At 49.2% G+C, this 11994-nt stretch carries 10 protein-coding genes and 1 pseudogene; 5 read left to right on the plus strand and 6 right to left on the minus strand.

The window, feature by feature from the left end; genetic code table 11:
• Window positions 1-61: 61 nt before the first annotated feature.
• Window positions 62-2239 (minus strand): TonB-dependent siderophore receptor, encoded by a 2178-nt coding sequence (locus tag HMPREF3139_RS03730; protein ID WP_070460610.1) that lies wholly within the window; start codon window positions 2237-2239, stop codon window positions 62-64.
• Between the two features lie 209 nt (window positions 2240-2448).
• Window positions 2449-3054, minus strand: coding sequence for an NAD(P)H:quinone oxidoreductase (gene wrbA, locus HMPREF3139_RS03735; RefSeq protein WP_004520937.1), 606 nt, complete (start codon window positions 3052-3054; stop codon window positions 2449-2451).
• Window positions 3055-3153: 99 nt separating this feature from the next.
• On the opposite strand from wrbA, the gene HMPREF3139_RS03740 reads away from it, so the two are divergent.
• From HMPREF3139_RS03740 to xth, 4 genes are all read left to right on the plus strand, one after another.
• Window positions 3154-4356 (plus strand): YihY family inner membrane protein, encoded by a 1203-nt coding sequence (locus tag HMPREF3139_RS03740; RefSeq protein ID WP_070460612.1) that lies wholly within the window; start codon window positions 3154-3156, stop codon window positions 4354-4356.
• Window positions 4357-4455: 99 nt separating this feature from the next.
• Window positions 4456-6237: an extracellular solute-binding protein gene (locus tag HMPREF3139_RS03745; RefSeq protein ID WP_070460614.1), complete on the plus strand. Its 1782-nt coding sequence runs from the start codon at window positions 4456-4458 to the stop codon at window positions 6235-6237.
• A 414-nt stretch (window positions 6238-6651) separates the two neighbouring features.
• Complete coding sequence (locus HMPREF3139_RS03750) at window positions 6652-6930, plus strand: ArsR/SmtB family transcription factor (protein ID WP_070460616.1); 279 nt, start codon at window positions 6652-6654, stop codon at window positions 6928-6930.
• Window positions 6931-7095: 165 nt separating this feature from the next.
• A complete protein-coding gene (gene xth / locus HMPREF3139_RS03755) occupies window positions 7096-7866 on the plus strand; it encodes an exodeoxyribonuclease III (protein WP_070460618.1) in 771 nt (256 codons plus the stop codon).
• Between the two features lie 231 nt (window positions 7867-8097).
• On the opposite strand, the gene HMPREF3139_RS03760 is transcribed toward xth, so the two are convergent.
• From HMPREF3139_RS03760 to uvrB, 4 genes are all read right to left on the minus strand, one after another.
• The gene (locus HMPREF3139_RS03760) at window positions 8098-8469 is read right to left on the minus strand and encodes a hypothetical protein (RefSeq protein ID WP_070460620.1); all 372 of its coding nucleotides are present in this window, start codon (window positions 8467-8469) and stop codon (window positions 8098-8100) included.
• Window positions 8466-9026, minus strand: coding sequence for a hypothetical protein (locus HMPREF3139_RS03765; protein ID WP_070460621.1), 561 nt, complete (start codon window positions 9024-9026; stop codon window positions 8466-8468). The genes HMPREF3139_RS03760 and HMPREF3139_RS03765 overlap by 4 nt, the downstream gene beginning before the upstream one ends.
• Window positions 9016-9483, minus strand: a complete 468-nt coding sequence (locus tag HMPREF3139_RS03770; protein WP_107769084.1) for a hypothetical protein — start codon at window positions 9481-9483, stop codon at window positions 9016-9018. The genes HMPREF3139_RS03765 and HMPREF3139_RS03770 overlap by 11 nt, the downstream gene beginning before the upstream one ends.
• Window positions 9484-9548: 65 nt before the next feature.
• Window positions 9549-11567, minus strand: a complete 2019-nt coding sequence (uvrB, locus tag HMPREF3139_RS03775; protein WP_070460625.1) for an excinuclease ABC subunit UvrB — start codon at window positions 11565-11567, stop codon at window positions 9549-9551.
• A gap of 188 nt (window positions 11568-11755) precedes the next feature.
• Here uvrB and HMPREF3139_RS03780 point away from each other — a divergent pair.
• Window positions 11756-11994: pseudogene (locus HMPREF3139_RS03780) on the plus strand (IS1595 family transposase); the annotation flags it as partial.

The following is an 11994-nucleotide window of genomic DNA, read 5'->3' on the forward strand; positions in this document are numbered from 1 at the left end:
GGCCGTCTGAAAACCCGATAATTTAGGTTTTCAGACGGCCTGTCCTACTTCTGCTATTCAATTAAAACGTATGTTTAACCGTTGCAGTCACACTACGCGGCGTGCCGTAAACGTGAATATCCGGCATGGTGCGATAACGTTTGTTAAACACGTTTTCAAAGTCCAAACTGATGCGGGTGGATTTGCCGATTTTGTAATGACCGGTCAAATCGAGCGTTGCGTATGGACGTTGGGTCAACGCGGCCGCGGCGGCTGGATTGATGTCTGCAGGGTATTCGTCCAGCGTGTGGCTGCGGCTTTGCCAGTTGACGTTGGCACCCACGTTCAAACGGTCGGTCACGTCATACGCGGTAAAGAGTTTGAACAAATGAACCGGATAAGACGGATGCAGTTGCTTGCCTTCGCTGTCTTTGATTTTGGAACGTGCATAAGATGCATTCAGCAGCCATCTGTCGCTCAAGCGTCCGCCGACGGCGAGTTCCCAGCCCTTGGTCGTCGTTTTATCAGCAGAGCGGTAGTATTCTTCGCCGTTTGGCAATCTACCCGCATAAACGCCCAAATGGTCGCGTTTGTTCATAAAGACGGATGCAGAAGCATTTAGACGACCGTCAAACCATGAGCCTTTCAAACCGGTCTCGTAGGTTTTGCCACGTTGCGGTTCGAGCGCCGCGCCGTCTTTGGTCAGGTAACGCACTTGCGGACGGAAGATGGTGGTGTAAGACGCGTAGGCAGTTAAGTTTTCACCAATATCGAGGGTCGTACCCAGATAAGGAATGAAAACGTTTTGTTTGTGGCTGCTGTAACCGAATTTGTTGCGGTTGGTGCTGTAACGGTACCGCCAATCCACAAAACGTGCACCACCGATCAGGGCAAATCGGTCAGTCAGTTTGAAACGGGTTGAGCCGTAAACCGACAGGTTTTTCATATTGGTAAAACCGTCGCGCAAATACGGCATATCGGGCTGCGCAACATTGCCGTTAAATTGGCGCAAATCAGGAATAATCGATTCGCCTTCCTTATAGAAAGACAGGTTTTCTCGGTTGCCTTGGTAGCTGATGCCTGCATTGAATTCATGCGAACGGCCGAAAGCGGGATAGTCGCCATCCAAAGTCAGCGAGAAATCTTGATCGCGGTATTTGCTGCGGTCGCGGTCTGAAGTGAAAAGTGCAGAGTAATCGGGATTGATTTCAAATGTACCGGCAATGCCTGAAACGATGTCGCTTTTACCTGTCAGATAGCTGTAATCGCCCGTCAACCTCCAGCCGTTGGCAAACTCATGACTGAGGGAAGTGAATACTTCGGCGCTGTTGTCTTTGCCGTATGCCCAGCGTGCAGACGAATTGTTGCGCGGTGAAGATTCAAACGGCTTGAAGCCGTCGTCGCGGTTTCCTGCCACAGTCAGATAGCTGAAACGCGAGCTACCGGTATTGCGGAAACGGTGTATTTCCGTACCGAGGCGCCATTGGGTTTGCGGCGTGATATCGTAAGACAAAGTGCCGTAGAAAGTGTGATTATGGCGCGATGTGTTCGGCAGGTAATCGCCTCCATGGTCGCTAACCAAAATAGCGCGCCCACGCAAGGTATTGTCTGCATTCAGAGGATGATTGGCATCAAGGACGAAGCGGTAGTGGTTCCACAAACCGACACCGGCTTCCACGCTGACGGCAGGTTTGGCAGTCGGTTTTTTGCGTTCCAAAGCAACCGTACCGCCCGGCTCGCCCATACCGCCGTTGGACAAACCGCTTGCGCCGCGCACGACGACGACTTGTTCGTACAATGTGCTGTCCAGATTGTTGGTGCCGCGGCGGATGGCTTTGCTGTCGTAAAGGAATTTGGGCGCGCCGTCCACGGAAATGCTGTCAATCGCCTGACTGCGCGAAATAAATTGGCTGTGGCCGGAGACGTTGTTGCCCATTTTGCTGTGGAACACGCCCGGCGTTTGTTTCAACACGTCCTGCAAGGTATCCAAACCTTGGTCGTCCATTTGTTTTTCGGTAACGACGGACAAAGACTGCGGCGTTTCGCGTTGGGTCAGGCGGATGCCTGTTGCGGCGGAAGATGCGGGAATGGTGTAGTTGGAAGTAGTCTGTTTTCCGACACCTTGGACGGTAACTGTCGGTAAATCGACACGCTCTTGCGGCTGGGTATTTTCTACTTCGGTCGCGAAAGAATACGCCGAACACAGCGCCAGACTGACGGCAAAGCTTAATTTGCCATAGGGAAATACAGGTAGTGACATAGCCTCTCCAATTAGCTTATCTTTCAATTTGGTCGCAGATTCTATCAAAAAGATGTAGCCCGATGAAACTATGTTTTAATCATTATTTTCTAAGTATTTCGTTTAATTCAAAATATTTATTTTCAATCTAGTCCCAATTAACTAAAAGGCCGTCTGAAACCGATATCATCAGGTTTTCAGACGGCCTTAATCTTTTTATGATAAGGCAATCAGTCTGCCAATTTTCGTGCCAATTCTGCCAAACGTTTACCTTGAGCAAAGGCAATATCGTTTTCTTCGGCAGTCAATGCCGGCTTGCTATCGTGTCCGGAAACATGGCTTGCGCCGTAAGGCGTGCCGCCGCTTTGGGTATTGCTGAGCGCGGACTCGGTATATGGAATGCCGCTGATGACCATGCCGTGGTGCAACAGGGGCAGCATCATGGTCAGCAAGGTGCTTTCTTGGCCTCCGTGCAGCGAAGATGTGCTGGTGAATACGGTGGCAGGCTTGCCGACGAGTTCTGCGCCGAGCCAAAGGGGAATGGTGCCGTCGATAAAGTATTTCATCGCTGCGGCCATATTGCCGAAACGTGTCGGGCTGCCGAGCGCAAGGCCGGCGCAATTTTTGAGGTCGTCGGCAGTCGCGTATGGTGCACCTTCGTCGGGAATGGCTTTTTCAACGGCTTCGCAAACGGTGGAAACTTTGGGCACGGTACGCAATACGGCTTCGCAACCGTCCACGCTTTCGATACCGCGTGCGATTTGGCGGGCAAGGTTGCGCGTGCTGCCGTTTTGGGAATAAAAGAGGACGAGGATTTTCAGGGGATTTGGGTTCATTTGGGGTTTCCGTTACAATGCTGTCAGGTTTCAGACGGCCTTTTAAATACTCAGGCCGTCTGAAAAGAAGAAATTTCAATTCAAAAGTGGGAAAAGGTTATGCCGTTTTCGCAATGGTGGCAAGGTTTTTTAAAGAGTAAAGGCGTGGCGTTCGCTTGGTTTGTCGTGCGCCGTTTTGATGAGGAGCGTGTGCCGCAGGTGGCGGCAAGCATGACGTTTACGACGCTTTTGGCTTTGGTGCCCGTGTTGACGGTGATGGTCGTCATCGCTTCGGCCTTCCCCGTTTTCGACCAATGGTCGGGGGAATTTGTCTCTTTCATCAACCGCACCATTGTGCCGCAGGGCGCGGATATGGTGTTTGACTACATCAATGCGTTCCGCGATAAGGCCACCAAGCTGACGGCGATCGGCAGTGTGATGTTGGTCGTAACCTCGCTGATGCTGATTCGGACGATAGACAATGCGTTCAACCGGATTTGGCGCGTCAATTCGCAACGGCCTTGGATGATGCAGTTTTTGGTGTATTGGGCGTTGCTGACGTTTGGACCTTTGTCTTTGGGTGTAGGCTTGTCGGTCGTAATCGGTCAGGTGCAAGTAGTGGGCGGCTCGGAATGGCTGAGGGTTATCACTACGGTTTCATTTATTACGGTGCTGCTGTGGGGTTTATACCGCTTTGTGCCCAACCGTTTCGTACCGGCAAGCCATGCTTTGGTCGGCGCGGCTGTAACGGCGTTTTGCTTGGAAACGGCACGCTTTTTATTCGCTTGGTACATGGGCAACTTTGACGGCTACAAATCAATTTACGGCGCATTTGCCGCGGTACCGTTTTTCCTGTTGTGGCTCAACCTGTTGTGGACGCTGGTATTGGGCGGCGCGGTTTTGACCTCGTCCCTGTCCTACTGGCGCGGCGAAGCGTTCCGCCGCAGTCTGGATGCGCGCGGCCGCTTTGATGATGTATTGAAAATCCTGCTGCTGCTCGACTCTGCCCAACAAAGTGGCAAGGCATTGCCGGTGCAGGAGTTCAGACGGCATATCAATATGGGCTTCGATGAATTGGGCGAGCTTTTGGAAAAGCTGGCGCGACACGGTTATGTCTATTCCGGCCGTCAGGGCTGGGTCTTGAAAATGGGAGCGGAGTCCATCGACTTGGCTGAGCTGTTCAAACTCTTTGTCTACCGTCCGCAAACGCTTAATAAAGACAAGGTCAATCAAACGGTTGATCACATTATGCAGCCCTGCTTGGAAACCTTGAACATGACGCTGGCCGAGTTCAGTGCCCATACGAAAAAACAATCCTCTTAAACCTGACGCCGTCTGAAAGCAAAAATATCAAGTTTCAGACGGCCTTTGCTATAATCAGCACACTACTGAATACTACATTCAACCTACAAGGAAAAATAGATGAAAACACCAGCCCTACTCTCGCTGCTCGGTCTGATTCCATCTGCCGCTTTTGCCGCCCACGGCGTAAGCCTTGGCCAACCACCGAAATATCCGGCCAACTTCACCGCTTTCGAATACGTCAATCCCAACGCTCCCAAAGGCGGCTCGTTTACCACGCCTTTCCTCGGTGCTTTTGACACGCTCAATCCCTTTACCCTCAAAGGCAACCACGAATACGGCATCAGCATGCTGACGCTCGACACCCTGACCGAGCAAAGCATGGACGAACCTTACGCCGTTTACGGCCTGATTGCCGAAGACATCGCCCTGGCGCCGGATGGCCTTTCCGTTACCTTCAAAATCAACCCTAAAGCCAAATTCCACAACGGCGACCCCGTTTTGGCCAAAGACGTTGCCGCTTCATTTAACATCCTGACCAAAGACAAAGCTGCCGCCCCCATGTACCACTTCTACTGGAGCGACGTGGACAAAGTGGAAACGCCCAGCGATCGCACCGTCGTGTTCCGCTTCAAACAGCGCAACTCAGAATTGCACATGATTCTCGGCAGCCTGCCCGTCTTCTCGCATAAAAGCTATCCCAAAGGCCTGGCCGCCGCACCCAACAGCCTGCCGATCGGCTCCGGCCCCTACCGTTTTGCCAAAGCTGAAAACGGCCGCATCAGCGAGTTTGTCCGCGACAAAAACTACTGGGCGCAAAATCTGCCCGTACGCAAAGGCCGCTACAACTACGACCACATCCGCATCAAATACGTCAAAGACGAAGTTGTCCGCATCGAAGGGCTGAAAGGCGGCCAATATGACTTCGTACAAGAAAACGTCGCCCGCAACTGGGCGCGCGCCTACTCCGACGAAGTCCTCAAAAAACGTAATCTGTCCAAACACGAATGGATACAAAACAGCACAGCCGGCATGCAAGGCTTCGTCATCAATATGCGCCACAAGCCCTTGGACAATATTTACGTCCGCCGCGCCTTGATTGAAAGCTTCGACTACGAAAGCGTCAACCGCCGCATCTTCTACGGCGCATACCGCCGCACCGACAGCTTCTTTACCAATAGCACCATGGCCGCAACCGGCAAGCCGGACAGCGCGGAAACCGCATTGCTCAAATCATTGGGTACCAAGCTGCCCGACGGCGTATTGGATCAAGACGTCCCTATGCCGCCGGTTACCGACCCCAAACTGGGCGTGCGCCCGAACCTGCTCAAAGCACGCGCCCTGCTTGAAAAAGGCGGCTATCAATACAAAAACGGCAAAGCAGTCGACAAACAAGGCAAACCGCTGACCTTTGAATTCCTCGCACCAAGCAAAAACTACGAACGCATTACCTCCAAATGGCAGAGCGACCTCGCCAAAATCGGCATTACCATGAACGTGCGCACCGCCGACTCCGCCGTGTACCAAAAACGCATGAACGACTTCGATTTTGACGTGACCACCGGCTACTACGGCAACAGCGAAAGCCCCGGCAACGAGCAATACGACTACTTCAGCTGCGCCGCCGCCAAAACCGAAGGCAGCCGCAACCTATCCGGTGTCTGTCATCCTGCGGTTGAAAAACTGTTGACCCATTTCAACAGCTTTACCAACCGCCAAGAGCTACAAACCACCTCGCGCGCGCTCGACCGACTGATCCGCCACCAATACACCATCGTTCCAAACTGGTTCGCCGACCGCTACCGCGTCGTGTACCGTAACGATGTAGGCATTCCGTCCAAGCTGCCGAAATACTACGACCCCATCACCTTCGCCATGACCGCAGGCTGGAAGAAAAAGTAGTCGCATTTCGACAACACGTCCAAGCATCTGACAAGCCTTTGGCGTGTAGTCCTAAGCATAGAATCATAAAACCTAGTTGTTTGTTTAAAAACAATCAATCGGCTGATTCAAAACAAACATAAAAGAAAAAACAACTTAAAGCCAAATCAAAGGCCGTCTGAAACATCCGTCAGCAAAATCATCTGCAACGGAACATTTCAGACGGCCTTTTCGTCTCTTTTCAATCCATTTTTGCAACCGAAGCAAAATATCGAAAATGAACAAAAAATTGCAAAACAATGCCCTCAAATTTTACAAAACCGTGTACACTGCAAGGTAAGAGTTTGAATTATAAGGTTAATCTTAATAAAAACTACAATCATCCAAATTTAACCCAAATCAAGCATTCATATAACAGACAAAAGGAACAATAATATGGAAATCAAGCGTCTCTCTACCATTCTCAAACTGATTGCCAACCCCGAACGCATGGCCATCCTTTTTCTGCTGCTTAACGGCGACCGCAGCATTACCGAACTGGCACAAGCGCTCGACTCCTCCCCGACCGGCATCGCCAACCACCTCGCACGCCTGCGCACCGAAGGCATCATCGATTTCACACGCTACCACCGCATCATCGAATACCGCATCATCTCCGAAGAAGCCACCACCATCCTCAATACCCTGCGCACGCTCAAAGACCAAGCCGAATAAACAAATAATTCCATATCACAACAACAAGGCCGTCTGAAACATCAGCTTTCAGACGGCCTGCCACTTTCAGCCCATATCGAAAAATAAACCAATCCGCTACAATACCGCCCATGCCCACAGGCGCAATCCGCCGCCTTCCCACCCAACAGCACACACGGAAACATCATGAAAATCGCTACTTGGAACGTCAATTCCCTCAACGTCCGCCTGCCCCAAGTACAAAACTGGCTAGCCGACCACCAAGCCGACATACTCGCCTTACAAGAACTCAAACTCGATCAAGACAAATTCCCGGCAGCCGCCCTGCAAATGATGGGCTGGCACTGCGTCTGGAGCGGCCAAAAAACCTACAACGGCGTCGCTATCATCAGCCGCCACGAGCCGCAAGACGTACATTGCGGCCTTCCCGCCCTCCCCGACGACCCGCAACGCCGCGTCATCGCCGCCACCATCAACGGCGTGCGCGTCATCAACGTCTATTGCGTCAACGGCGAAGCCCTGGACAGCCCAAAATTCCAATACAAAGAACAATGGTTTGCCGCACTGACCGAATTCGTCCGCGCCGAAATGGCCGCACACCCCAAACTCGTCCTGCTCGGCGACTTCAACATCGCCCCGGCCGATGCCGACTGCTACGACCCCGAAAAATGGCACGAAAAAATCCATTGTTCCTCCATCGAAAGACAATGGTTTAAAAACCTGCTCGACCTTGGCCTGACCGACAGCCTACGCAAAATCCACCCAGAAGGCGCGTTCTACACCTGGTTCGACTACCGCGGCGCCATGTTCCAACGCAAACTCGGCCTGCGCATCGACCACATTCTCAGCAGCCCCGAACTCGCCGCCACCCTTACCGACGTCACTGTCGACCTAGAAACCCGTGCCCAAGAACGCCCCAGCGACCACACACCGGTAATTGCAGAGTTTGACTGCTAACACTTTGAATTAAGAAAAAATCAGGCCGTCTGAAAACTGGATTTCAGACGGCCTTTATTCTAAAAGTTTTCAGACGACATTTGAGGTCTTCTGAAAGTTTGAAATAATGGTTTGAACGGAAAAGAACGCGTGCGTGCGTACCGCACATACACTACACGTCGGTTTTAAATTTTGTGCCACCTGCAAGTAGAGTATGGCGCAACCACGCAACGTGGTTGGTGGAGATACAGGCTACGGCTTGCTAGTAGTCATATGAAAAGGCGTTCGTTCTGTGAACTCCTGAATAAATTTATAAACTAAATCTTCAAAGATTTCTTGTGCAACATTTTTTATTTTTGCATCATCTGGTAACTCTGCATGCACCAAGCTAAATTCAAATTTAACCCAAATAGACGCTGTTAAAATGAACTCTTTGCTTGTGCTAGACACATCTGCAATTGCAGTAACTTTAAACTCTGTATCAGATTTCTTTTCTATTTGTGGTTGTGCAAGAATTTGCATTTCTCCACCGCCAATATCATCTCTTGATATTGAGTCTAAGGATGTTTTATAAAATAAATCTTTAAAAAATATTGATTTATTTGATAATTTAATATCATTCATTTTACATTACTCACCAAAGAATTGTTTCCACAGATAATATCTTGAATTTGATGCTGATTATTTGGTAATGAATTTCCAATATACTGACTTTCTAAAATTCCCTGAAACTCAGAGTTGCAACTAAAATTATTATTAACTGTAACATTAACTAATTTTGATATCGTTTGCGTGTTATCATTATGTTTTATAATGGAGAAATTTCTAAAGTCTTCAGCTATCTTTACCTCAGGATTAATATTTAACTTCACGGTATTAAATTTACTATCTTCTAAATAGCAAACTTTTTGACCTTCATAAGCAGGCATAAGCTTAACATATTTATTAAAAACAGAAAAAATATCTGCCAATTCTTTTAATCTAATATTAGCAAAGCCCTCCAATAAACCTGTCACATATGCCTCATTTTTCCCTAACAGTTTTTGCAATTCCTCAGGTTGGATTTGGGCATATTCCATCTCTAGAGCCAGTCTTTCTGACAATTCAATAAGAATATCTTCTTGATATACTGCTTGATCAAATTCACTTCTACTACTTAAAGCTAGTACGTTAGTCTTCATAACTGAATCCATTTTTTTCGAATTTATCTTTTTCTTGCAAAGAAATTTCTGTATCTTTTGGATGTAATTTTTCTGTTTGTTTTCTCAAAAAATGTGTAATACACATTAGTTCCTCACCATATGGGTTGCAATCCCAAAAATAAGCACGTAAATGAGCTAAATCATTAATAGAACCATTTTCTTCATTGAATTTATCCCAATCGGTACAGTGAGCATATTTAATTGCTTTAAATGGATATTTTTCATTATTTATTGCTTCTGGCATTTTTAAAGCTTCCCCATTTATGTATCTACGAATCCTAGCAACAAGCCCAACAGCGGGCGTTCCAAATAACTCGTGAACTTTATTAAGTTTATTTATACCATTTGTATCTCTTTGCGCTTGCTCCAAAATAACAGATATTTTTACTGTCCCTTTATAAAACAAATGTGGTGGATAATCATTATAACCATGCATTTTGTTTATCATCCATAAATAAGGTATTTATTGTGAGAAATAACATTTTTGAAAGTATAGCACAGTTAAAACAACAAATTCTCTTTAATCCCCCGAATCCTATCCCGCAACACAGCCGCTTCTTCAAACTGCAAATCCCTAGCTGCCTGCTGCATGGCTTTTTCCAGTTTGGCGATTTCTTTAATCGCGTCTTCTTCATTGTGAATCTCGCCGACTTTGACTTTGTTTTTGCCTTTCAGACGGCCTTTGCCGCTGTCTTCTTCGTGGTACACGCCATCGATGATGTCTTTGACCTGTTTTTTAATCTGCTGCGGCACGATGTCGTGTTCTTCGTTGAATTTAATCTGTTTTTCGCGGCGGCGTTCGGTTTCATCGATGGCGGCTTTCATGGAATCGGTAATTTTGTCGGCGTACAGGATGGCGACACCGTTCACGTTGCGCGCGGCTCGGCCTATGGTTTGAATCAGGCTGCGGTGGGAGCGCAGGAAGCCTTCTTTGTCAGCGTCGAGGATAGCGACGAGGGAGACTTCGGGGATGTCCAAGCCTTCGCGCAAGAGGTTGATGCCGACGAGTACGTCAAACAATCCGAGCCGCAAATCTCTAATAATTTCAACACGCTCTACGGTATCAATGTCGCTGTGCAGGTAGCGCACTTTGATGCCGAGTTCGCTGTAATAGTCGGTGAGTTGTTCCGCCATGCGTTTGGTGAGGGTGGTAACGAGCACGCGTTCGCCTTTTTGGATGCGGTCGTTGATTTCGCTCATTAAGTCATCAACTTGGGTGGCGACGGGGCGGATGATGATTTGGGGATCGACCAGCCCGGTGGGGCGGACGACTTGTTCGACTACTTGTCCGGCGTGTTCTTCTTCGTATTTGGCGGGGGTGGCGGAAACGAAAATGGTTTGCGGCATGACTTTTTCAAATTCGTGGAACTTGAGCGGTCGGTTGTCTCGGGCGGAAGGCAGGCGGAAGCCGTAGTCCACGAGGTTTTGCTTGCGCGATGCGTCGCCTTTGTACATGCCGCCGATTTGGGTGACGGTAACGTGGCTTTCGTCGATGAACATGATAGCGTTGTCGGGCAGGTAGTCCATCAGCGTGGGCGGCGGTTCGCCTTCTTTTTTTCCGGAGAAGTGGCGGGAGTAGTTTTCGATGCCTTTGCAGAAGCCCATTTCGTAGAGCATTTCGAGGTCGAAGCGGGTGCGCTGTTCAATGCGTTGTTGTTCGACAGGGCGTTGTTCGCGGGCAAAAAATTCAATGCGTTCGCGCAATTCTTCTTTGATGGACTCGCAGGCGCGCAAGACGGTGTCGCGCGGGGTAACGTAGTGGCTGGATGGGAAGACGGTGTAGCGGCCGACGCGTTGGTGCAGGCTGCCTGAAAGCGGGTCGAACATATCGAGTCGGTCGATTTCGTCATCGAACAGGCTGATGCGCAAGGCGTTTTCGGAGCTTTCAGCAGGGTACACGTCAATCACGTCGCCGCGTACACGGAAGCTGCCGCGTTTGAAGTCCAAATCACCGCGTTCGTACTGCATGGAAACGAGTGTGGCAATGATGTCGCGCTGCTCGATGGTATCGCCTTCTTTGACGGACAACACCATTTGTTGATATTCGGTCGGGTCACCGATACCGTAAATGGCGGACACGGTGGCGACGATAATCACGTCGTCGCGCGTCATCAGGTTTTTGGTGGCGGAAAGGCGCATCTGCTCGATGTGTTCGTTGATCGCGCTGTCTTTTTCGATGAACAAATCGCGGCTGGGCACATAGGCTTCAGGCTGATAATAGTCGTAGTAGGAGACGAAATATTCCACCGCGTTTTCGGGGAAAAACTCGCGCATTTCTGCATAAAGCTGGGCGGCAAGGGTTTTGTTGTGCGCCATGATGATAGCAGGGCGGCCGCTTTGAGCAATGACGTTCGCCATGGTGTAGGTTTTACCCGAACCGGTTACACCAAGCAAGGTTTGATAGGCCAGGCCGTCTGAAAGCCCTTCGAGCAAGCCGGCAATGGCAGCGGGCTGGTCACCGGCAGGAGGAAATGGCTGATGGAGTTTAAACGGAGAATTGGGATATTGGATGACTTCCATAAGACAGCCTGTTTTATGTTCAGGTAAAGAGAGGATTATAACAAAGGGTCGTCTGAAAATTGATAGTGTGCTAATCTGACAAGACTAAATATTTCATCTCCTTCCTTAGCTAACTGAGGTTAGTTATGTTAGCAGGAACAATTAAATTAGGGGCTGTACTAGATTAGCAGATATGTTACCCTCGAAATATGAAGATAACGCACTGCAAATTAAAGAAAAAAGCACAGAAAGAACTGCTCCGTTTTTTTGTACTGGAAGTTACCGCCCGTTCTGCAGTCGATATTTTGGGTATCCATCCCAATTCAGCAGCACTGTTCTACCGTAAAATCCGCACGGTTATAAACTATCATTTGGCCTTGGCTGCCGATGAGGTTTTCGAGGGCCCTGTCGAGCTGGACGAAAGCTATTTCGGCGGACAGCGTAAAGG

The sequence above is a fragment of the Neisseria sp. HMSC15G01 genome (assembly GCF_001808255.1).
Taxonomy (GTDB): Bacteria; Pseudomonadota; Gammaproteobacteria; order Burkholderiales; family Neisseriaceae; genus Neisseria; species Neisseria subflava_A.

Excerpts from the sequence above, each read along its gene's own strand:
- HMPREF3139_RS03740 (WP_070460612.1), top strand. The coding sequence starts at position 3,154 with ATGCCGTTTTCGCAATGGTGGCAAGGTTTTTTAAAGAGTAAAGGCGTG.
- wrbA (WP_004520937.1), bottom strand. The coding sequence starts at position 3,054 with ATGAACCCAAATCCCCTGAAAATCCTCGTCCTCTTTTATTCCCAAAAC.
- HMPREF3139_RS03765 (WP_070460621.1), bottom strand. The coding sequence starts at position 9,026 with ATGAAGACTAACGTACTAGCTTTAAGTAGTAGAAGTGAATTTGATCAA.
- HMPREF3139_RS03745 (WP_070460614.1), top strand. The coding sequence starts at position 4,456 with ATGAAAACACCAGCCCTACTCTCGCTGCTCGGTCTGATTCCATCTGCC.
- HMPREF3139_RS03770 (WP_107769084.1), bottom strand. The coding sequence starts at position 9,483 with ATGCATGGTTATAATGATTATCCACCACATTTGTTTTATAAAGGGACA.
- HMPREF3139_RS03750 (WP_070460616.1), top strand. The coding sequence starts at position 6,652 with ATGGAAATCAAGCGTCTCTCTACCATTCTCAAACTGATTGCCAACCCC.
- uvrB (WP_070460625.1), bottom strand. The coding sequence starts at position 11,567 with ATGGAAGTCATCCAATATCCCAATTCTCCGTTTAAACTCCATCAGCCA.
- HMPREF3139_RS03760 (WP_070460620.1), bottom strand. The coding sequence starts at position 8,469 with ATGAATGATATTAAATTATCAAATAAATCAATATTTTTTAAAGATTTA.
- HMPREF3139_RS03730 (WP_070460610.1), bottom strand. The coding sequence starts at position 2,239 with ATGTCACTACCTGTATTTCCCTATGGCAAATTAAGCTTTGCCGTCAGT.
- xth (WP_070460618.1), top strand. The coding sequence starts at position 7,096 with ATGAAAATCGCTACTTGGAACGTCAATTCCCTCAACGTCCGCCTGCCC.